21 protein-coding genes and 1 tRNA gene are annotated in these 22,242 nt (G+C 32.4%); 9 read left to right on the top strand and 13 right to left on the bottom strand.

Annotated features, from left to right (window positions below):
• Nucleotides 1-70: 70 nt before the first annotated feature.
• Together ybeY and V1468_RS04290 are read right to left on the bottom strand one after the other, a co-directional pair.
• A complete protein-coding gene (gene ybeY / locus V1468_RS04295; RefSeq protein WP_331809007.1) occupies nucleotides 71-481 on the bottom strand; it encodes an rRNA maturation RNase YbeY in 411 nt (136 codons plus the stop codon).
• Nucleotides 474-4,112 carry a DUF4175 family protein gene (locus V1468_RS04290; RefSeq protein ID WP_331809006.1) on the bottom strand — a complete coding sequence of 1,213 codons (3,639 nt, stop codon included), beginning with the start codon at nucleotides 4,110-4,112 and terminating at the stop codon, nucleotides 474-476. Before V1468_RS04290 ends, ybeY begins: the two co-directional genes overlap by 8 nt.
• Nucleotides 4,113-4,268: 156 nt before the next feature.
• Here V1468_RS04290 and V1468_RS04285 point away from each other — a divergent pair, with 156 nt between their 5' ends.
• Together V1468_RS04285 and gltX are read left to right on the top strand one after the other, a co-directional pair.
• Nucleotides 4,269-5,309, top strand: coding sequence for an alkane 1-monooxygenase (locus tag V1468_RS04285; RefSeq protein ID WP_331809005.1), 1,041 nt, complete (start codon nucleotides 4,269-4,271; stop codon nucleotides 5,307-5,309).
• A 382-nt stretch (nucleotides 5,310-5,691) separates the two neighbouring features.
• Nucleotides 5,692-7,209 (top strand): glutamate--tRNA ligase, encoded by a 1,518-nt coding sequence (gltX, locus tag V1468_RS04280; RefSeq protein ID WP_331809004.1) that lies wholly within the window; start codon nucleotides 5,692-5,694, stop codon nucleotides 7,207-7,209.
• Nucleotides 7,210-7,305: 96 nt separating this feature from the next.
• Here gltX and V1468_RS04275 read toward each other — a convergent pair whose 3' ends face one another.
• Nucleotides 7,306-7,986 (bottom strand): hypothetical protein, encoded by a 681-nt coding sequence (locus V1468_RS04275; protein WP_331809003.1) that lies wholly within the window; start codon nucleotides 7,984-7,986, stop codon nucleotides 7,306-7,308.
• A 76-nt stretch (nucleotides 7,987-8,062) separates the two neighbouring features.
• Here V1468_RS04275 and V1468_RS04270 point away from each other — a divergent pair, with 76 nt between their 5' ends.
• Nucleotides 8,063-8,995, top strand: a complete 933-nt coding sequence (locus V1468_RS04270; RefSeq protein WP_331809002.1) for an SPFH domain-containing protein — start codon at nucleotides 8,063-8,065, stop codon at nucleotides 8,993-8,995.
• Between the two features lie 61 nt (nucleotides 8,996-9,056).
• Here the strand turns inward: V1468_RS04270 and V1468_RS04265 are convergent, their stop codons facing one another.
• The 3 genes from V1468_RS04265 to V1468_RS04255 form a co-directional block, all read right to left on the bottom strand.
• The gene (locus tag V1468_RS04265; RefSeq protein WP_331809001.1) at nucleotides 9,057-9,533 is read right to left on the bottom strand and encodes a DUF1761 domain-containing protein; all 477 of its coding nucleotides are present in this window, start codon (nucleotides 9,531-9,533) and stop codon (nucleotides 9,057-9,059) included.
• A 95-nt stretch (nucleotides 9,534-9,628) separates the two neighbouring features.
• Complete coding sequence (locus V1468_RS04260) at nucleotides 9,629-9,835, bottom strand: hypothetical protein (RefSeq protein ID WP_331809000.1); 207 nt, start codon at nucleotides 9,833-9,835, stop codon at nucleotides 9,629-9,631.
• Nucleotides 9,836-9,893: 58 nt separating this feature from the next.
• Complete coding sequence (locus tag V1468_RS04255) at nucleotides 9,894-11,900, bottom strand: glutamine--tRNA ligase/YqeY domain fusion protein (protein WP_331808999.1); 2,007 nt, start codon at nucleotides 11,898-11,900, stop codon at nucleotides 9,894-9,896.
• Between the two features lie 89 nt (nucleotides 11,901-11,989).
• Here V1468_RS04255 and V1468_RS04250 point away from each other — a divergent pair, with 89 nt between their 5' ends.
• The 3 genes from V1468_RS04250 to V1468_RS04240 all read left to right on the top strand — a co-directional run bounded on the left by V1468_RS04250 (nucleotide 11,990) and on the right by V1468_RS04240 (nucleotide 12,759).
• Nucleotides 11,990-12,190 (top strand): zinc ribbon domain-containing protein, encoded by a 201-nt coding sequence (locus V1468_RS04250; RefSeq protein WP_076619245.1) that lies wholly within the window; start codon nucleotides 11,990-11,992, stop codon nucleotides 12,188-12,190.
• 85 nt (nucleotides 12,191-12,275) lie between these two features.
• Nucleotides 12,276-12,638, top strand: coding sequence for a dihydroneopterin aldolase (folB, locus tag V1468_RS04245; protein ID WP_331808998.1), 363 nt, complete (start codon nucleotides 12,276-12,278; stop codon nucleotides 12,636-12,638).
• 50 nt (nucleotides 12,639-12,688) lie between these two features.
• Nucleotides 12,689-12,759, top strand: a tRNA-Cys gene (locus V1468_RS04240).
• A 96-nt stretch (nucleotides 12,760-12,855) separates the two neighbouring features.
• Here the strand turns inward: V1468_RS04240 and V1468_RS04235 are convergent.
• The 5 genes from V1468_RS04235 to V1468_RS04215 all read right to left on the bottom strand — a co-directional run bounded on the left by V1468_RS04235 (nucleotide 12,856) and on the right by V1468_RS04215 (nucleotide 17,458).
• Nucleotides 12,856-13,374 carry a GldL-related protein gene (locus V1468_RS04235; RefSeq protein ID WP_331808997.1) on the bottom strand — a complete coding sequence of 173 codons (519 nt, stop codon included), beginning with the start codon at nucleotides 13,372-13,374 and terminating at the stop codon, nucleotides 12,856-12,858.
• Nucleotides 13,375-13,381: 7 nt separating this feature from the next.
• The gene (locus tag V1468_RS04230) at nucleotides 13,382-14,065 is read right to left on the bottom strand and encodes a LysE family translocator (protein WP_331808996.1); all 684 of its coding nucleotides are present in this window, start codon (nucleotides 14,063-14,065) and stop codon (nucleotides 13,382-13,384) included.
• 100 nt (nucleotides 14,066-14,165) lie between these two features.
• Complete coding sequence (locus V1468_RS04225) at nucleotides 14,166-14,837, bottom strand: head GIN domain-containing protein (protein WP_331808995.1); 672 nt, start codon at nucleotides 14,835-14,837, stop codon at nucleotides 14,166-14,168.
• Between the two features lie 24 nt (nucleotides 14,838-14,861).
• A complete protein-coding gene (locus V1468_RS04220) occupies nucleotides 14,862-15,161 on the bottom strand; it encodes a YbjQ family protein (protein ID WP_331808994.1) in 300 nt (99 codons plus the stop codon).
• Between the two features lie 62 nt (nucleotides 15,162-15,223).
• Complete coding sequence (locus V1468_RS04215; protein WP_331808993.1) at nucleotides 15,224-17,458, bottom strand: ribonuclease R family protein; 2,235 nt, start codon at nucleotides 17,456-17,458, stop codon at nucleotides 15,224-15,226.
• 624 nt (nucleotides 17,459-18,082) lie between these two features.
• On the opposite strand from V1468_RS04215, the gene rpiB reads away from it, so the two are divergent.
• The 3 genes from rpiB to V1468_RS04200 are packed head-to-tail and all read left to right on the top strand — an operon-like array spanning nucleotide 18,083 to nucleotide 19,893.
• Nucleotides 18,083-18,517, top strand: coding sequence for a ribose 5-phosphate isomerase B (rpiB, locus tag V1468_RS04210; RefSeq protein WP_331808992.1), 435 nt, complete (start codon nucleotides 18,083-18,085; stop codon nucleotides 18,515-18,517).
• Nucleotides 18,518-18,541: 24 nt separating this feature from the next.
• Nucleotides 18,542-19,447 carry a cation diffusion facilitator family transporter gene (locus V1468_RS04205; protein WP_331808991.1) on the top strand — a complete coding sequence of 302 codons (906 nt, stop codon included), beginning with the start codon at nucleotides 18,542-18,544 and terminating at the stop codon, nucleotides 19,445-19,447.
• The gene (locus tag V1468_RS04200; protein ID WP_331808990.1) at nucleotides 19,447-19,893 is read left to right on the top strand and encodes a GNAT family N-acetyltransferase; all 447 of its coding nucleotides are present in this window, start codon (nucleotides 19,447-19,449) and stop codon (nucleotides 19,891-19,893) included. Before V1468_RS04205 ends, V1468_RS04200 begins: the two co-directional genes overlap by 1 nt.
• Here the strand turns inward: V1468_RS04200 and V1468_RS04195 are convergent.
• The gene (locus tag V1468_RS04195) at nucleotides 19,890-21,254 is read right to left on the bottom strand and encodes a DUF7477 domain-containing protein (RefSeq protein WP_331808989.1); all 1,365 of its coding nucleotides are present in this window, start codon (nucleotides 21,252-21,254) and stop codon (nucleotides 19,890-19,892) included. The genes V1468_RS04200 and V1468_RS04195 overlap by 4 nt on opposite strands.
• 53 nt (nucleotides 21,255-21,307) lie before the next feature.
• The gene (locus tag V1468_RS04190) at nucleotides 21,308-22,153 is read right to left on the bottom strand and encodes an OmpA family protein (RefSeq protein WP_331808988.1); all 846 of its coding nucleotides are present in this window, start codon (nucleotides 22,151-22,153) and stop codon (nucleotides 21,308-21,310) included.
• Nucleotides 22,154-22,242 lie beyond the last annotated feature (89 nt).

Genomic DNA, 22,242 nt, shown 5'->3' with positions numbered 1-22,242 from the left:
TAATGTTCCACGTGGAACAATTAGAATTTCATTAAATTTAAACGTGCAAAGATACATCGAAAACACAAGACTAAGAACGCGTACTCAAATAGTAGTCTTCCTTAGAACGCATCAGCTTAGCATCTTCTTCACTCTTGTCTTTATATCCACAATAATGTAGAATCCCGTGAATCATTACTCGTGCCAATTCATCTTCAAAAGTCACATCAAAATCTTTGGCATTATCTTCTACACGTTCTACTGAAATGTAAATATCACCGTGTAGTTCTTTTCCTACTGAATAATCAAAGCTGATGATGTCTGTTAACGTGTCGTGATTTAGAAAATCGACATTGATTTTATGTAAATAATCATCGGAACAGAAGATGTAATTCAATTCTCCTTCTTTACAATTTTCTGAATTGATGGCTTTAGAAATCCACTCTAAAATCTTGGTTTCATTCTCTAGTTTAAAATCGGTTTCGTAATTAAAACTAATCATTGCTTTTGAAATATTCTTGAATCTTTTTCTTAAAATGATTCTGCAAAGGTAGTGCTTGTCTATTTAATATTTCAGTAGTATTAAAGTATTGTTTTGCCGTTGGAATTTGACTAGGATTGTTAGTATTGAAATCCTTCTTATTTGTTTCAGATTCACGCTTGGTATCCTGACCTTGCATAAAGGTAGCATTTTCTAATTTTAATAATTGATGTTGTACATCCATCATCTTTTGAAGCGTTTGGTTTGTGAAACCATAGTTCAATAAATCCAACTCTATGTCTTCCATTTGCTTTATCAATTCGCCAGCAGATTCAATCTTTCCTTCCTTAGATAAACGGTCTTCTAGTGCCTGACGTAATTGTTGTTGTTGCTGATAAATTTTGAATAATTCTTCATTCTGTTCTTCTCTTCCTCCTTCACCATAACCATCGTTTTGTTCTTCTCCATTACCATCTCCATTAGAACCATTTCCGTTTTTACCATTTTTCCCTCCTTTTCCATTTTCACCTTCGCCGTCTTTTCCATTTTGGCCCTCACCTCCTTCTTGATTACCTTCTCCATTCTGTTGGCCATTCTTTCCGTTTTGTCCTCCTTTGCCCTGTTGTTCTCCAGACTGTCCATTCTCACCACTTTGTCCACTTTGACCTTGATTACCACTCTGTCCTTGCTCACCTTGTTGGCCTTGTTCTCCTGGTTGTTTTCCCTCTCCTTCTTTGCCTACACTACCTTCTTGTCCTGGTTTTTCACCTTCGCCTTGTTGTCCCTCTTCCCCTTGTTTTCCTTGCTCGTTCTTTTTTACTCCTTCTTCCATTTGCTTATTAAGCTCTTCTTGACTCATAATAATATCCGGAAGTTGCTGACCTCCTCCGCCTCCAGAACCCGAAGCAGAGTTCATTTGCATCTCCATATTATCTAAAACATCACTGAGAAAACTGGCCAATTCATTACTCGCTGTAATGACATATTGCTGAGAAGACACACCTTGATATAAACGATTTTCAGTTAATTGACCAAGTGCTTTATCTATATTGAAATACACTTCTGTGATTTGCTCATTTACCTTCTCAGAAATCTTAGGCTGACGTAAAGACAAGGCAAACAAACTATCATCAATATGCTCAAAGTGCTCTCTTAAATTACTTTGGTTAATGATGTATTTACCGTATTTGTTATTATTGATATCAATACTCTCAAAAGTATTCATCAGCGCTTCTTGGTCGAAAGAAAACAATAAAAGATTCTCAAGAATTTGACGTAAAGCATCAGCGTCTTCAGAAGCTTGGTCGCCTCCACCTCCGCCTCCACCAGACATCATTTGCATCATCTGCTCACTCATCTGCTTCATCTTTTTAGCAGCTTTTTTCTGCTTTTCCTGAGCGTTTTGCTGCTGTTCTTGTGCTTCACTAGGCTTACCCTCATTTTCTTTCTCTTCCTTATTCTCAAGCGCTTCTTTAGCTTCCTTTTGGTCAAACTTTACGCCATCTTCTAAAAACTCGTCAACGGGAACATTCATTGGTTTTTGTAAACGTCTGTCCTCTTGTTTTAAATCTTCGATATCTTTTTGAAGCTTTTCAAATTCTTTATTTAATTCATCTTGCTTTTCTTTGGTATTCTCTTTGTCTTTGTTAGAAAGTTCTTCCTGCCTCTTCGCTAAATCGTCTAACTGATTGGCAATTTTTTCAGCCTTTTTCATTACATAAAAACGCTTGGTCAACTCTAAGAGTTGCTTCATACTGCGTTTTTTGTTTTTGTTTTGTTTGGCTAATTCTTCAAGCTTTTGGGTAAACTCTTCTTTGTTGATTTTATCTTTCAGCTTTTCTAATTCTTCAAGCAACTTTTCATCTTGCTTTAGCTTTTCTTCGTTCTCTTTAAGACGCTCTTTTAAATCTTCTTTGAATTGGTCTTCTTTCTTTTCTTCTTGAAATTCTTCTAAATTATCCTGCAGCTTTTTGTTGAAATTTTTCATCAACTGCTCTTGCTGTTTTTGACGTTTCAGAAAGTCTTCAAATTTCTTTTTATCGTTGAAATTAAGTTCTTGTTTTTCCTTTTGGGTTTTAGAAAATTCTTCAAGCTTTTTGTCTTGCTCTTCTAATTTTTCAAACGTTTTTCCAATATCTTTTATCGTTTCATTCTGCTCTTGTAACTGCTTCTGTTCTTCTTCGTCCTTAGTTAATTTTCGGTAACTAAACACACTACTTTTTGTGCGCTTGTAATTATGAATAGCATCGTTATCATAAACCTCAAAATACAATTGGTAGCTAACACCTTCTTCTAAATTAAATTGATTTGGAAACGCGCTCACAAACTCACTAAAATTAGATTTTGAAATGCTTATCGGCTCTACAACTTTCTGAGTTTCATCTTCTGTTGGATAGTACACCAAATTCAGTTTTGCCAGACCAAAATCGTCACTCGACTGACCATAGAAATACATACTTTGCTGGTCTAAGGAATCGATTTGCATTTTAATATTGAGCTCTGGATGTAAATCCTTAACCACAGAAATATTGTATGCTAAATTTTCGTAATCCTTTAAATTCTCGTTACTGGTTGAAATACTGTAATTATAGTTTCTGAATAATCGCTTGGTCGCTTCAAAATTGTTATTGTCTTTTTTTGAAAACGCTAAGGTATCTTCAGCATAAATATGAACAGCATTTGTGGCTTTGGTCATTGCTTTCCAAGTGACTTTTGTCCCTTCTGGAACAACCGCAGAACCTGTGCTTTTTAATACCTCATCTTGTTTTTGTGTGTAAGATGGATAGTCTAACAGCATTTCAAAATTGACCAAGTTGGGTGTGTTTACCACTTGTAACTGGTACGATTTTGAATTGACGTCGTTAGCTGATAAACTGAATTCTATATTGCTTTTCGGAAGATTGAACGTGTATTGAAATTCGCCTGGTGCAATCTGTTGTAAATAATACGATTGACCATTGAATTGAATCTGAGCATTCTCTGGAATGACATCGCCTGCTGTTTTCACCTTTAACTTAAAATCCTCACCTTCAATAGCTTGTAAATTTTCATTCAGAACAAAAAATTGAAAAGGTGCTGGTGGTTCATAAGCTGTTTTGTAGTTGACCACACGCTCGTAGCTATCACTGAACCAATCGATTTTTCCTGTGATGTAAGACAACAAAATGATGACTACAGGAATAGCCGCATACTTTAAATACTTGGTATTGGTCTTAAAATTGATTGCCGATTTAAACGGAATGGGTTGCAACTCTTGCGACTTCTGCTCTATGCTTGCCAATAATAAATCGGATTGTTGTGGACTTTGGTTCAGCTGAAGTACATTCAACAATTTATCATTGACTTCAGGAAAATGATTACCAATCAATTTTGAAGCAGTTTCGTAATCAATGCCTTGTCTAAGATTGAATAAATGGGCTAACGGAATGGCAATAAACTTAACAAACAACGCGACCTCAACGGCCACAAATACCCAAAACAAAATGGTTCTTGCTGTTGGATTGAGCCAAAAGACATATTCTACAAATAACGTAATAATGAGGTATAACAAGCCTATGGCGAAAAATAAAATTGCGCCTTTTAGCAATTCATTAGTGTAATATTTTTTAATGAATTGCTGTAGTTTGTTTTTTATGGTTTCGAAATTGCTCATCAATACTATTCTAACTTACTAAACTACAATTTTATTTTAATTGATGATTTCCTAAATTTGGTAAGATTGTGTTAATTTAGAGGGTTACAGTGTTAAATCACAGTCGTTTTAATGTAGAAATAGATTCCTGCCTTCGCAGGAATGACAAATAAGATTATGAAAGACCTTAAATATTTAGCGGCATTTTCAATCCCAGTTATGGCTGTTTTAGGACTTAGTTTTCAGAGCTATTGGGTTTGGGCAACACCTTTTTTTGCCTTTGTTTGTATTCCTGTTTTAGAGCTTATTTTTCCTGTAGATACTACTAATCTCAAATCTGAAGAGGCAGATAGCAAACTAAAACGTAAGATTTTTGATTGGCTGCTTTACCTCAACTTACCCATTGTTTATGGTATTGTAACCTATGCTTTGATTTTAGTTACTCGTCAACCTTTGGAAACTTATGAATTTGTTGGACTCATTTTTTCCGTCGGTATTGTTTTAGGCGTTAACGGCATTAATGTTGGTCACGAGTTAGGCCACAGACAACAAACCAACGAACGCTTTTTGGGCAAGGCTTTGCTTCTACCCTCTTTTTATATGCATTTTTATATTGAACATAATTTTGGACATCATCTTCACGCTGCCACACCAGAAGACCCAGCAACCGCAAAATACAATCAAAGTGTATATTCGTTTTGGTTGACGTCTACGATTAGACAGTATTTTAATGCGTGGAACATTCAAAAAAAACTATTAAAGAATAATAAACAATCCTTCTTTTCTTTTAAGAATGATATGTTGTGGTATACCATTTTTCAACTGTTGTATTTGGTTTCTGTTACACTACTTTTAGGAACTACAGCCTTATTATTTGCTGTTTGTGCAGGTGTAGTTGGCTTCATTCTACTAGAGACCGTCAACTATATTGAACATTATGGATTACTGCGTTTAAAAACAAAGTCTGGTCGTTACGAGCGTGTAAAAGAAATACACTCGTGGAACTCTAATCACGTTATCGGTCGTATTGTGTTATATGAATTAACACGACATAGCGACCACCATTTTAAGTCTTCAAAAAAATATCAAATCTTAGATTGCCACGATGATAGTCCGCAAATGCCCTTTGGCTATCCTACTTCAATGGTATTAGCAATGGTGCCACCTCTTTGGTTTAAGATTATGAATAAGCGCGTGCCGAGAGAGATGATTTTTTAAGGTATGGATTTAAAGCATAAAATAATCTTCACTGTTCTCTTTCTGGTTGCAATTCCTCTATGGTTTTTCATTCATAAGTTTAATAACCGTAATTTAAAGAATGGTTTGCTTAAGAAAAATCCAAATCTTGTTGAGAGTGCTAATTGGTTTTTCTCAAAAAAGAAAGAAAAGTTTATACTTCGATTAATGGTTATAATGATTTTGATATTTCTTCTAATGATGTGGTTTGATGTAGTTATAATTCCTGTAGAAAAATAAACTAGTCCATTAAATTTCTTTGTTCGCAGTTTACATCACACTATCTTTGCCAAGATTCTGAAATACTGAAACGAGTTCAGCACAAGCAATTTCTGAATGACAAACTATTGAGCGTTTATCAACTATGTCAAAAAAAGTACGTGTGCGCTTTGCGCCTAGTCCAACAGGACCTTTACATATTGGTGGTGTAAGAACTGCTTTATTCAATTATTTATTTGCCAAAAAGCACAATGGTGATTTTGTGTTGCGTATAGAAGATACCGACCAAAACCGTTATGTGGAAGGTGCAGAAGATTACATTGTAAAATCTTTAAACTGGTGTGGTATTCCGTTTGATGAAGGTCCAGGTAAAAACGAGAAATTTGGTCCTTACAGACAAAGTGAGCGCAAGCATTTGTACAAACAATATGCTGATCAATTGATTGCTGAAGGTAAAGCCTATTATGCTTTTGATACTTCTGAAGAACTAGACGCACACAGAAAACAACACGAAGCTGAAGGCAAAACCTTTATCTACAACTGGCACAATCGTGAAAAAGGACGTTTGGTAAATTCTTTGGTACTTTCTGAAGAAGAAATCCAAGCAAAGATTAATGCTGGTGAGGATTTTGTTGTGCGTTTTAAATCGCCACAAGATGAAACTTTGCAATTAAAAGATATTATTAGAGGTGATATTTCTATAGATACTAACATTCTTGATGACAAGATTTTGTTTAAAAGCGATGGAATGCCAACCTATCATCTTGCAAATATTGTAGATGATCATTTGATGGAAATTACACACGTTATTCGTGGTGAAGAATGGTTACCATCACTAGCTTTGCATAAATTATTGTATGATGCTTTTGGTTGGGACGCACCAGAATTTGCGCATTTACCTTTAATCTTAAAACCAACAGGAAAAGGAAAATTAAGCAAACGTGATGGTGATAAATTAGGATTTCCTGTGTTTCCATTAGCTTGGACAGACCCAAAAACCAACGAAGTTTCCAGAGGTTATAAAGAGGATGGCTATTTTGCTGAAGCTGTAGTGAATTTCTTAGCCTTTTTAGGTTGGAATCCAGGTACAGAACAAGAAATTTTCAGTTTAGAACAATTGGTGAATGATTTTGATTTAGCGAGAGTTAACAAAGCTGGCGCACGTTTTGATCCTGATAAAACAAAATGGTTTAACCATCATTATATGCAACAGCAGTTAGATTTGGAATTGGCAACAGAATTTCAAGCAAAGAACATTTTGTTGAAAGATATTGATGTGAATTACATTGCTCTAGTTGTTGGGTTAATTAAAGAACGTGCAACGTTTGTAAGTGATTTTTGGGAATTGAGCCACTTCTTCTTTGTGTCGCCTACAGATTATGACGAAAAAGCGTCTAAAAAGGCTTTAAAAGAAGGTACTGATGATATTTTAAATAAAGTAATCGAATTGGTGAATTCAACCGAAGATTTTACGGTAGAAAATCTTCAAACCAATATAAAAGGCTGGATTACTGATAACGAAATTGGTTTCGGAAAAGTGATGATGCCATTACGTTTAGCGCTTGTAGGTGCTTTACAAGGACCAGATGTGTTTGATATTATGTATATGATTGGTAAAGATGAAACCGTTAAGCGTATTGCCGCTTTGGTAGAGACGATTTAAATTAAATTGAGATCCTGAAACAACACTTCGATGCTTCGACTGCGCTCAGCACAGGCTTACTCAGTGAGACAGTTCAGGATGACAATTCATAAATTACTAAAATGTAATAATAGCAGTAAAGGCAATCATAGACTGGTTGCCTTTAAATTTGTTATCATTTGTACCAACGCTAAGGTCTTCATCATTTAATTTTCCTAAAATATTAGTAAAACCATAAATGTATTGTGCTCTTAGTCTAAACGCACCAAAACCAGCTGATAAACCTACTGCTCCATTCACATTAAAGTTTGAAATATTAGAAATATCTTCTGTTAAAAGTGTATCGTAATCTGATATTATATAACCTTCTTTAGAGCTATCTTTGAGTTCTAAATCTCCATTGTATTGAAGCATTGGGCCTAAATCTAAGGTTAAATTACTTCCTATCAACTTAGCATGAAACAAAAAAGATAATTGTGCTGTAAGCATTTTATATTCTACGAATTCCTCTGTAGGATTTGACAGTGAAAATGCAGCAATATCTATGTTATTTTCAGATAGAAGAATGTTGTAACTTACGTTATACCATTTGTGAGGAATATCTACTGAAGCCGATAAACCACCTATAAAACCAGTATTTTTTTTAGTCACAAAATTATCAGTAATGATATCAAACTGGGTGACTCCTCCTTGTATACCAACACCATTTTTTATGGCATAACGCTTATGTTGTGCATGGGTAAGTGTAACAAAAGTCATACTAATGACTACTAATAAGAAGTATTTAAGTTTTTTCATGATTTACCGAATTGCCGGCAAATATAGTTTAAATTAGTACAAACATATTTTCTAACCATTATTTAATAAAATCACTATGGATTTTCCTATTTATTTAGTTCCAATTATATTTTTTGGACTCGTTATTTTAATTTCATCTTTCTTTATTGTAAAGCAACAAACTGCAGCAGTTATAGAGCGTTTTGGACGTTATCAAAGTATTAGACACTCTGGTTTACAAATAAAAATTCCTTTGGTAGACAGAATTGCTGGTAAATTGAGTTTAAAAATTCAGCAGTTAGACGTTATTGTTGAAACCAAAACTTTAGATGATGTATTTGTACGCTTAAAAGTGTCTGTACAATATATGGTCATTAAGGAAAAGGTTTATGATGCATTCTACAAATTAGACTACCCTCATGAGCAAATTACAAGTTATGTATTTGATGTGGTACGTGCGGAAGTACCAAAAATGAAATTAGATGACGTTTTTGTACGTAAAGATGATATTGCCATTGCCGTAAAATCTGAATTGAATGATGCAATGATGGATTATGGTTATGACATCATTAAAACCTTAGTAACAGATATAGATCCTGATGCACAAGTAAAAGCTGCTATGAACAGAATTAACGCTTCTGAGCGTGAAAAAATTGCAGCGCAATACGAAGGTGATGCACAACGTATTTTAATTGTTGAAAAAGCTAAAGCTGAAGCAGAAAGTAAGCGTTTACAAGGGCAAGGTATTGCAGATCAAAGACGTGAAATTGCGCGTGGTCTGGAAGAGTCTGTTGAAGTATTAAACAGAGTTGGTATTAACTCACAAGAAGCTTCTGCACTTATTGTTGTAACACAGCATTATGATACGCTTCAATCTATTGGTGAAGAAACAAATAGTAACTTAATTTTATTACCAAATTCACCACAAGCTGGTAGCGATATGTTGAACAACATGGTAGCTTCTTTTACGGCTAGTAACCAAATTGGTGAAGCTATGAAAAATGCTAAAAAGAAAAACGATGACGAATAGTCTCTTCTATTATAAACAAAAAACCGAAGTTTTCACTTCGGTTTTTTTTTGCTTTAATTTATTATTTCCAACCACAAAGTATGGCTCCCATAATCGCTAAGGTAACTACCCAATAACCTACATTGATTAAAATATACTTCCATCCTTTTCTTTCAAAAAGTGCATTAATTCCCAAAACTGGTAATGCAAAAAAGAAAGCTCCTATCGCACCATGTAAAGCTCCATGGCCATAGTTGCGATGCATGTTTCCAAACTCAGCCATAAATGCTTGAAATGATTCTGCATCAGGATTTGTAAAGGCTAATTGTTGCGCTGCTACTTGATGAATTACCATACCATTTACAGTAAAGGCTAACATAAAAGATAAAATCAAAGTAACACCAAAGATTACAGCAATGTTACCTGTTTTCATTTTTTCTTCAGTCATTCCTGAAGCTTTCATCCAAGCAGTTCCTAGTACGCTTGGGTTGTACCAAATTGCACCGATTAAAAGTGGTACGATAGCTGCAACCACAATGGCTAAAAAATTTAACTCCATAATGTTGTTGTTATAGTTAGTATTTTAAATGTACAAAAAAACCTCTAAGTCTATAACAAAGAGGTTCTGTTAGGTAATATTATATTGCTACTTTATCAGCTTTTAGAACTTTGATTTTCTAATAAAGATTGCAACTGCTCTAGATAATTCTGTAAGTCTTTATTATCTAAAGTAGCCTGACCAGAATTATTTGGTAAAGTACTTCTGGTTTCATCAAGATACTTTATCAATTCTGGGTGATGATCTTCAATTTCTCTGGTTAATGCTGCTATTTTAGTGAGTATTTGTTGTGTTGTATCCATAATCTTTCACTTTTACAAAAGATAAACATTATAAACAACAATCTCTACTAAACAATTGTTAAACCTCAGAAGCTTCAGCAACTAAAAGTTCATTTTTATCTTCAAGAGCTTTCTCTATAAACTCATTAATAGCATCATTTCGTTCTAAGCCATTTTTAAGCAATTCTTTTAACGTAATCATCACAGCGATACGTGTACCTGCTTTTTTTACAGCAGTTCCAAATAATGGCTCTAATTCGTCATAAGTAACATCTTTTGCTAAAGCTTGTAATTCAGCTTTAACCTTTTCTTGCTTTTCTGGTGGGTAATTAGTGTATTTCTTACCTAATTGCTGTACCACATTAATAGCTTTTCGTTGTTGTTGAGGCTTATTATTTTGTGATTTTTGAGGACTGTTTTGCTTTGGCTTTTGTTTTGCCCAACTATCTCTTAAACCAACGGTTTTATTAAATACTAAAGCGTCAGCTTTAGAATCGTCATCTACATTAAAATAGCCTAAACGTTGAAACTGAAACTGCTCTCCTACTTTAGCTTCTTTTAAACTTGGCTCAACAAATGCATTAATGATGTTTAAAGAATTTGGATTTAAAAATTCCATAAAATCTTTACCATCATGACTGTCTGGCGCTTCATCCATAAACAATCTATCGTATTCTCTAACTTCTGCTTTTACAGCATGTTTAATAGAAACCCAATGTAACGTTCCTTTTACTTTTTTAGAGGTATCTGTATCATAGGTACAATGTACTTCGGTAATATTTCCTTCAGCATCTTTTACAACGCTTTCAGCTGTGATGATATAGGCATTTTTTAAACGTACCTCACCGCCTAATTTCAATCTAAAAAACTTACTTCCAGCTTCTTCTTTAAAATCTTCTTTTTCAATATAAATTTCTTTTGAAAAAGGTACTTTTCTAAATCCAGCACTCTCATCTTCTGGATTATTTTCTGCTTCTAACCATTCTTCTTTATCGTCTGGATAATTAGTAATGACCACTTTTAAAGGATCTAAAACCGCCATAACACGTGGTGCAGTTTTGTTTAAATCCTCACGTACGCAGAATTCTAAAAGTGCCACATCAATCACGTTTTCACGCTTTGCAACACCAACTTTTTCTATAAATTGTCTAATCGAATTTGGTGTATAACCTCTACGACGTAACCCAGAAATGGTTGGCATTCGCGGATCGTCCCAACCAGAAACTACCTTCTCTTCTACCAATTTAAGCAACTTACGTTTACTCATAATGGTATAAGACAGATTTAAACGCGCAAATTCGCGTTGTTTTGGCTGTATAGGATAGGTTTCCTTAGCGTAGTCATAAACTTGCTCTTTAAACCAATCGTAAAGCTCTCTATGCGGTTTAAATTCTAAAGAACATAAACTGTGCGAAATTTGCTCGATATAATCACTTTCGCCATGCGTCCAATCGTACATTGGGTAAATGCACCAATCGTTACCAGTACGGTGATGATGCTTCTTTAAAATACGATACATAATAGGATCACGCATTAACATATTAGGATGTTGCATGTCTATTTTTGCACGTAAAATATGTTCACCTTCATTGAATTCGCCATTTTTCATGCGTTCAAAAAGGTCTAAATTTTCTTCTACAGATCGGTTACGATAAGGACCATCTACACCAGGTTGTGTTGGTGTTCCTTTTTGTTCTGCCATCGCTTCAGAAGATTGACTATCTACATACGCCTTTCCGTCTTTAATCAGTTGTACAGCCCAATCGTATAATTGTTGAAAATAATCTGAAGAATACAGCTCGTTTTCCCATTGGTAACCTAACCAAGCCACATCATTTTTAATCGCATCTACATATTCTTGCTCTTCTTTTGCAGGGTTAGTATCGTCAAATCTAAGATTAACAGGTGCATTATACTTTAATCCTAAACCAAAACTAATACCAATAGCTTTGGTATGACCAATGTGTAAATACCCGTTTGGTTCTGGCGGAAAACGAAAACGTAATTTATCCTTAGCTAATCCATTAGCTAAATCTTCTTCTATAATATGCTCAATAAAATTGAGTGATTTTGTTTCTTCAGACATTACAAAAAATTAAAGTGTAAAATTACATAATTTGTAACATTAAAATAGTATTATCTACTTATAGAATGAACCAAAAAAACTTAAATAGAATGAATTACAAATGTCCAAAATGCGATAATACAACCTATGAACTTGGTGAAATGAGAGCTACAGGCGGAACCCTATCAAAAATCTTTGATGTGCAAAACAAAAAGTTTACCTCTGTAACATGCAAAAAATGTACTTATACTGAGTTCTTTAAGGCTAAAACCAGTGCTATGAGTAATATTTTTGACTTTTTTACGAATTAAACCAAGTTATGAACTAGGCAACGCTTCTCGATACAAATTTCTTGTAGAAATTCACTCGAAGTGACAGAAGGTTTATCTTTGCAGCATGGGAATAATAAAAGTTGAAAATATCCGTGTTTTTGCTAACCATGGTTGTTTAAAAGAAGAAACAGCTATTGGTAGTGATTACCGTGTAGATATAGAGGTAAAAGCTAATCTTAAAACTTCTTCTGAAACAGATGAATTAAAGGATACGGTAGATTACGTATTTTTAAATAAAGTGGTTAGAGAAGAAATGGCAAAACCATCAAAACTACTTGAAACCGTTGCGCAACGTATTATAGATAGAATACTTAACGAGGATAAACTTGTTTTAAAAGTTATTGTTTCTGTTAGCAAAATTAATCCACCCATAGGTGGTGATGTTGAAATGGTAACGATTAAACTTTCTGAAAAACGAAAAAAGTAAGTCTGTATAGGGTAAAACATTAATAATTTATATATTTGCCCTCGCAATAAGGTGTCGTGGCCGAGTGGCTAGGCAGTGGTCTGCAACACCATCTACAGCGGTTCGAATCCGCTCGACACCTCAAAAAAACCTCTGATAATTCAGAGGTTTTTTTATGCTTAATTTTTAATATTACTAATAAATTTAAATTCACTTTTTATTTCTACAAAACCTATTGTTACTCCATAACGAAATAATCAAAAACCAGAATAAAGCAGAATAAAAATATACCTATCGTAAATATGAAAGATCCATAAGGCCAATGTTGTATCTTAAACAGAGCACCAGCAAAAAGTGATAAAGCAACAAAACCAACTAGGATAAAGTAGATAATTTTAAGCCATCCTTTTTTCTTAAACTTTCTTCTTTTAAAATAATAGAAACCCTCTTCTATTATCCACCAAAAGAATAAAATCATTGTAATTATTTCTATTAAATATGGTAAATTATAAAGATGAAAGACTTTAATTAAATAACCTAAAGACCACAATAAAACAAGACCTAATTTTACAAAATCTAATCTTGACTTATCCGTTTTAGATAAAAATCGAATAGTATATAACAACGCTATAGAAATGCCTCCAACAAACATTAGTTCTTTATAATGAGGCCAATGCATTATTTTGAATAAGGCTCCTATAATTAGTAAAACAAGAGCTATTCTTAGTAAAAAAGTTACTATTCTATTATTTTTCAAAATCTAATTAATCTAAAGGATTTACCTTTTCAATTTGTTCTTTACCCTTTTCGTAAAGCTCTGGAAACAGTCCTTGAGAAAGCAATAATATACCAAAACCTAAAATGACTAAAGCAACAATCTTTTTGGTTTTAAAAATACGTCTTGGTGTTAGTTTGTTTTTTAAACGTTTTGCTGCTGCAATTTTAAATAAATCGCATACAAAATAAGATACTAACATAGTAACAATAAATACTGTTACACCATTTTCTGATTTGGTTATAGAAGTACCTATTACAATAAAACCTAACCAGCCTAATAACACACCAATATTTATAAAATTGAGTAAAAATCCTTTGATAAAAAGCTTACCATAATCTTTCTTAGGAAGTTTAATTCTGTGATGTTCTCTTACAATAGATCTAAAGGATTTTGAAACTTTTACAAAGGAAATTAATCCATAAACAACAAGTAAAACACCACCAAATACTAATAATTTTGGATCATCCTTTATCTTCTCCAGAAGTGTATCGGTACTCATAAAAATGAGTAGTATAAAAACAATATCTGCTAATATTACACCAAAATCAAATGCAAGTGCACTAGTAAAACCTTTAGTTGCACTGGTTTCTAATAATACAAAGAAAACAGGGCCAATTGTAAAAGCTAAAATTACACCAAAAGGAATGGCTGTTAAGATGTCGTCTAACATGTAAACTTGCAGTTTACACAAAAGTAGTAAACTAATTAAGAAATGCTAAACTATAGCTATTGAGATTTTTAAGTTGTTAATGTATTAAAAATGAATATATCTACATGCGCTTTACCTTACCACCTAATACTTTACTTTCATTAATTTGTTTAGGTTCTCCATAAATGTATACATTTCCACCAGCTTTTATCCTAACATCTACAAGTTCTGAAGCATTAACATAAGCTTCTCCACCAGCATTAACACTTACTTCTGTTTGTTCTGTAGTAAGTTCTTTACCATTAAAAATACCACCTGTGTAAATAGAAATATCTTGATTTTTTGAACTTCCTGAAACATTAATTATTCCACCTGTAACTGCTCTAAAATTAGCATAAGTAGTTTTTAATTCTGCAGTAATTTCAGCTCCTTCTTGAGTTTTTAAGTCAATTTCAAATTGTTCTATTGGTTCACTTACTTCTACATTAGCACCTTCATTAGCATCTATAACATCTACAGAAGTGTAATACAAATTCACGACAATATCATTACCATCATAGCTTTCTTCAAGTTTCATTCTTATTTTTAACTTTCCGTTGTTGTTTATGACCTGAACATCTTCCTTATTATCACCTGATATAATTACTTTATTTTCGTCAGATTTTATCATCTTAAGATTGATTAAATCATAGACTTTTACTGTAGAAAATTCGCCTGTAGTTTTCTCTATGGTATCTTGAGCATTTGCTGTTAATCCTAATACAAATGCTAATACTAACATATAATTTTTCATAAAATAGAGTTTTAAAAAAAATGCTTAAGCTGCAACTTGTACAGCCGTTCCTGTTACAGAAACCATAGCATAATTACTTGTCATAAGTTCTATCTCAACTTTAATGCCAACAACAGCATTAGCATTGAGTTTTTTAGCATTTTCTTGTAATTGCTGAAATGCTTTTTCTTTTGTGGCATCCACGCTATTTCTTATAGAGTTTAAATATTTAGACATACTAAAACCCATTACTATCTTTTCTTCGGCTAGTGCTACACCTGTAACTATACCAAGATAATCTACTATTTTGAAGTTTTCTATTGAATTGGTTGTGGTAAGAATCATTTTAAAAAGATGTTAGATATTAGACCGCTTCGCTATTAGAATTTAGAATAAAATTAATCGTTTTACTTAGATTTACCAACTAGGTAAAAATCTAAATGTTTTTTTACTAAATCTGTATCTTTTACTTTAACAATAACCTCATCTCCAAGTTGATACATTGTTTTGGTATTACGACCAATCATAGCATAATGCGACTGATCAAAATCGTAAGTATCATCTTTCATATCTCTAACACTTACCATACCTTCACATTTATTAGACTCTATTTCTACGTAAATTCCCCAATCTGTAACTCCAGAAATAACACCTAAAAATTCTTCGTCTTGATGATCTTGCATAAAACGAATTTGCATGTACTTTATAGAATCACGTTCTGCTTTTGTTGCCAGATATTCCATATTACTACTGTGTTTACATTTTTCTTCGTAAACTTCTTCGTTAGCAGATTTACCACCATCTAAGTAGTGCTGTAATAATCTGTGCGCCATAACATCTGGATAACGACGAATTGGCGAGGTAAAATGACTGTAATAATCAAACGCTAAACCATAATGACCAATATTATGTGTGGTATATTCTGCCTTAGACATGGTTCGTATTGCTAATGTGTCTACCAGATTCTGTTCCTTCTTACCTACTACATCTGTTAAAAGTTTATTTAAAGATGACGCAACACTATTTCTGTCTTTAAAATTTAATTGATGACCAAAACGGCCAACTACAGTTTGTAACTGTGCAAGCTTAGCTTCGTCTGGCTCATCGTGTACACGATACACAAAGGTCTTTTTTGGGTTTTGCTTACCAATAAATTCTGATACTTTACGATTAGCTAACAACATAAATTCTTCAATAAGTTTGTTAGCATCTTTACTGGTTTTAAAGAATACTCCTACTGGATTAGCTTCTTCATCTAAATTGAATTTTACCTCAACTTTATCAAAAGAAATAGCACCAGTTCGCATACGTTTTGATCGCATTTTTTTAGCTAAACGATCTAAAACCATAACAGCTTCTGCAATTTCTGGTTTAGTGTTATACTCATCACCTGTTAGCGATACTTCCTTAGGAATTGTAGTATTTAATTGAGATGCTTCTATTGAATTTAGTGTGACTTTAGGATTGTTTTCAATTATAGCTTGTGCTTCTTCATAAGCAAAACGTGCATCAGAATACGTTACTGTTCTACCAAACCATTGGTTTTTAATTTCGCATTTATCATTCATTTGAAACACTGCAGAAAAGGTATATTTTTCTTCGTGTGGTCTTAACGAACATGCTCCGTTAGATAAACGTTCAGGCAGCATTGGAACCACACGATCTACTAAATAAATGGATGTAGCACGTTCATAAGCTTCATCATCTAAAACTGTTCCTGGTTGCACATAATGCGATACGTCTGCAATATGGATTCCTATCTCATATAAGCCGTTTTCTAAAACTTTAAAGGATAATGCATCATCAAAATCTTTTGCGTCCTTAGGATCTATCGTAAAGGTTAAATCCTTTCGCATATCTCTACGCTTAGCAATTTCTTCTTCTGTGATAGAAATATCTAGATCGTTGGCAAATTTTTCTACTTCGTAAGGAAACTCATGTGGTAAACCATACTCGGCTAAAATGGCATGTATTTCGGTATTATGTTCACCTGGTTTCCCTAAAACTTCTAGTACTTTACCATAAGGTGAATCAGCTTTTTCTGGCCAGTCTGTAAGTGTTACCAACACTTTATCTCCATCTTCAGCTTTCTTAGTTTTATTAATTGGTACAAAAATATCTTTGTACATTTTACTGCTATCTGCAATTACAAAAGCAAAGTTTCGGTTTTGTTGAATTTGAATGGTACCAACATATTCGGTTTTAGCACGCTTAATAATATTAGTAATTTCACCTTCAATTTTACCACGTTTTCTCCGTTTGTAGGCATAGAATTCTACTTCATCTCCATCTAACGCTTTGTTAATATTATTAGATGCTATAAAGACATCTTCTTCAAAATCGTCTGAAATAACGTAACCGTTTCCTTTAGAAGCTAAATCTAAAATACCTGTATGATACTCAGCTGTAACAACTGCTTTAAACTTACCACGATCTACTTGTTCTATTTCTTGCTTGGCAGCAAGTTTTGCTAAAGTTTTTATAATCTGGTTACGGCTACTAGCGTCGTTAACACCAATAATAGCTGCTATTTGTTTATAGTTAAACGATTTGTTTCGTTCTTTTTTTAAAATACTTAGAATTGTATTTGTAAGGTTAGAAATCTTGTTTTTACCGGATTTCTTTTTTCTTTTTCTTGTCATTTAATTTGTAATCATATTCATTTCCTAAAAAGTGTTAGGAATTCTTCATTTAAAACTTAATAAAGGTGGAAGTGAAGTTATTAAGTTTATTACAAAGCTACACTATTAAAATTTAAAAGTGTTTAGATAAGGTTAAATAAATGAAAATTCACTTATTCACATTTATATATACTATTATCATTTTTCTTTTAAATTTTAAAAAAATAAATAATGGTTATTATAGGGTGTTAATTACTAGTATAACTTTTTTAAATTTTATTTTGATAAGTTGAAGTTTACACTTTATTACGGTTTAGTTAACATTAAATTTACATGTAATCGCTTGATTTTTAAGAAAAGTAAAATTATTGTAAACAAGTGTTAATAACTTATGTTAATAGAAATGACTCATATTTTATTTTAAAAACACTGTTAATTTCGTCTGTTAGGAGTATGAATAACTTCCTCGAAAAAAGTGATTATTAAATTTTGATTTTAGAATTCAATTCTTGTTTGAAAAAATTCTGCAACAATCCTAATTTTTATTTTCAAAACTTGTGAACACTTATTAACAAGTAATGAGAAATTGTATTAACCAGATTTTATTATTCGTAATTTTGTAAAGCAAAACAAACACTTATTAACATGACAATTTCTATCGGTAACGATCACGCAGGACCAGAGTATAAACAAGCTATAATACAACACCTTGAAAGTAAAGGGCATACTATTACTAATTATGGTACAGACACAACTGATAGTGCCGACTATCCGGATTTTGTACATCCTGTTGCAAAAGATGTTAATGATGGAAAAGTAGATTTTGGAATCTTAATTTGTGGTACAGCTAATGGTGTAGCTATGACCGCTAATAAATACCAAAATGTTAGAGCTGGTGTTTGTTGGATTGGAGAAATTACAGAATTGACACGTCAGCATAATGATGCTAATATTATTTGTATTCCTGCACGTTATACGTCTATTCCGCAGGCTATAAAAATGGTAGATATTTTTCTTAATACAGAGTTTGAAGGTGGTCGTCATAAAAGACGTATTGATAAAATTCCTTTATCTTGTTAATACCAATCCTTATTTTGGTATGACATGAGTCATTCTCACTCACATAATCACTCAGATTTAAAAGGTAAAAAACTTTTAATAACAATAGTACTAAACATTGTTATAACAGTAGCCCAGGTTATTGGTGGTTTGGTATCTGGAAGCTTATCATTATTAAGTGATGCATTGCATAATTTTAGTGATGTACTCTCGCTAATAGTAAGCTATGTTGCCGCAAAATTATCGCAACAAAAAGCGTCTATTAACCGAACCTTTGGGTATAAACGTGCCGAAATATTAGCAGCTTTTATTAATGCCTCAACCTTAATTATTATTGCTATTATTTTAATAAAGGAGGCTATAGAGCGTTTTCAGAATCCTCAACTTATTAACTCTAATTTAGTGATTTGGCTATCTTTTATAGCTATAATAGCTAATGGACTTAGTGTATTATTATTAAAGAAAGAATCTACAAATAATATTAACATGCGCTCTGCTTATTTACACTTATTAACAGATATGTTAGCGAGTGTAGCTGTATTGGTAGGTGGTTTATTAATGAAATATTATCAGCTGTTTTGGGTAGATAGTTTATTAACGTTGTTAATAGCATTGTACTTAATATATGTTGGTTACGATTTATTAAAAACATCTACTAAGATGTTAATGCTTTTTACACCAGAGCACATTAATATTAAAGATGTTGTACGCGCTGTTAATAAGCTACCAAAGGTTAATAAACTACACCACGTACATATTTGGAATCTTAGCGATCATGAGTTGCATCTCGAAGCACACCTGGACCTTACTGAAGATATTAGCACTACTGAATTTAATGATTTGCTATTAAAGATTGAAGAACTTCTTCATGAAGAGTTCGACATAAATCATGTCACTATTCAGCCAGAATATAATAAGGAAGATCCTAAAGAAGTAATTGTACAAGACTAATGTTAGATATACAAACAAAAACATTTAATCAACTCAATACGACTGAACTTTACGATTTGCTTCAACTAAGAAGTGAAGTTTTTGTTGTAGAACAAGATTGTGTTTATCAAGATATTGATGGAAAAGATCAAAAAGCTTTACATATTTTAGGTTACAAAGACGAAAAATTAGTAGCCTATACACGTGTTTTTCATCCAGGTGATTATTTTGAAGAAGCAAGTATCGGACGTGTTTTAGTTAAAGAAAATCAGCGACAATATGGTTTTGGTTATAATATTATGAATGCTTCGATAAAAGCTATTAAAGAGCATTTTAAAACTTCAGAAATAAGAATATCAGCTCAAACTTATCTAATAAAATTTTACAATAATTTAGGTTTTAAAGCAGTGGGAGAAGAATATCTGGAAGATGGAATACCACATATCAATATGATTTTAAGGACTTAATTTTTTACTTTAGACATTATTAAACCCCAAAGATTAGTAGATTCATTATAATCAAGGGCTGTGATTTCAAAACCATCTTTCCATCCTTTTTCAATTTCCTCTTTAGGAAAATAAGATCTAGTTCTCCACCTTTGTTTTGAATACTTGGTTCCTTTAGACATTACAACAATCCAATTACCATCTCCATAAGTAAATGAAGTGATATATTTTCCTTCATCCCATCCTTTTTTTATTTTTTCTCTGGGTAATTCTTTAGCTCTTACAGTACTTTGAGCATAAAGTCCAGTTCCTTTAGACATTATTAAAACCCAAAGACCATCATGATAACTAAGTTGAGTTATTTGCTTACCTTGTTGCCAAGCCTTGTCAATTTCTTCTTTTGGGTATAATTTTCTTGTTCTCCAAATTTGTTCATAATAGCCAGTTCCTTTTGACATATTAACAGCCCATACACCATTACCATAAGTAATAGAGGAAATTGTATAGCCATCTTCCCAGCCTTTACCTATGTTTTCCTTAGGAAACTCTTTGTTAGTAGACCATTTTTGGCTATTGTAAGTTTTCTTTTTTGTAAAATCTATTATCCATTTATTCTTACTGTAGGTTAATGAATTAATATCATAACCACTATTCCATAAGTCATTTATATCAGTTTTAGGAAATTTGGATCTTATTATCCATTTTTCTTTGTAAGAGCCAATAGTATAATTAGAAATCGATCCTAAATCACTATCTTCTTGAATAGTAGTATTAGGTGAAGACTTTTTATTTGTATTGTATAAAGAATAAATATCTGTATTGTATAAAGAATAAATACTATCGTTATATGGTGAATTTTTTGGATTTGAACTGTTTGTTAATTTTAACATCAATAGTTTGTCGTAATAATTTTCATAGGAGTAGAAAAAACTAGATACATAACTTTTAGTAAATCTATTAGGTTGAATTTCTTTCCAATAACTAACTTTATTATAGTAATTAGCTTTATTACTTTGATTCATTCCATAGTCATCTATGTGCATAGGTTTAGAGTAATATCCACCTTTATCTATAAAGTAAAAATTGTCTGCATTATAGCTTGATCCGTTGCCTTTAACTAATTTAGCATTTCTACCATCCCAATAGTAGCCTTTTATATCTCCATCACTAAAGGGAATTTTATAACATTTAAACTCTGCTACTTTATTTGAATTATTAACAGAATATTTTACACGCATTAATGCATCATTATCATTGTTATATATTAATAATCCTGTATAGGTTATATTATTGGATTTCCAGCTTGTTTCGTAAAATTTTTGTTGAGCAAAACCAAAATTGCAACCTATAAAAAGCACTATAAAAAAGTAAAAGTGTTTCATTTTCAGTGAAATTAATAATCTAGATTAGAATATTGTTTATAAAAAGAATATCGTTAATTTTTAGATTTGATAATTCGTGTTACAACAATTTCCACACGTCTATCTAATTCTGGTTCGCCTCCAAGTGGAAATTTACGTCTTTGGCCTACAAACTTCATTCTGTAGCGTTTAACTCCTTTCTCTGCTAGATAATCATAAACTGTTTTTGCTCTGGCTAAAGATAAATTACGCTTTTTAGTTTTTCTGTCTATAGCGTCTCTAGATCCGTGTGTACAACATACATGTCCTTCTATATTAAAATAAATATCGGTACGTTCTACCAGTATTTTTGCAATCTCATCTAATTTAGCTTTAGATTCTTTGGTAAGATAGCTATAGCCTGTACGGAATAAAATATTTTCTAATTGAATTTTATCTCCTTCCTTTAGTTCGCCACGTAATAAATCTTCTGTAGTTTCCTTTTTAGGTGCCTCTACTATCTTTTCTCTAGGTGGATCGTAGGGTTGAACTATGATTTCAACTTTTCTATTAAGACCGCGAATTTTATAGAGATCGTTATCATTAATAACATTAAGTAAAATTTTACCTTTACCATCTACATTGGTAATTACAGACTCATCAAACTCATTATTAGAAAAAACTTCTTTTATAGCATCTGCACGTTGCTGAGATAAAACTAAGTTATAAGAATCACTACCTCTATCATCACAAAAACCATATATAGATATTTTTTTAATATCCATATTTTCTATTTCAGAAAGGAATAAAAGGAGTCTACTTTCTTCTGTTTCAGGAATTTCATATTCATCAGTTAAAAAATAGACCTGATGCTTTAATTCTTTTTGAGCAAAAGCAAACTGAAAACTTATTAGGTATATGACAATGAGTAGGGACTTCATTTTATTAAAAAATTTTCCAATATTTTGAAAATTCATGCAACATTAAATATATGCAATTTTTTATTATTCATTTATTTGATTAATAACTA

The sequence above is a fragment of the Winogradskyella poriferorum genome (genome assembly GCF_036553625.1).
GTDB classification, from domain to species: Bacteria; Bacteroidota; Bacteroidia; order Flavobacteriales; family Flavobacteriaceae; genus Winogradskyella; species Winogradskyella poriferorum.
Note: the sequence above shows the minus strand (reverse complement) of the source record. Positions and strands in the feature narration are given on the sequence as shown.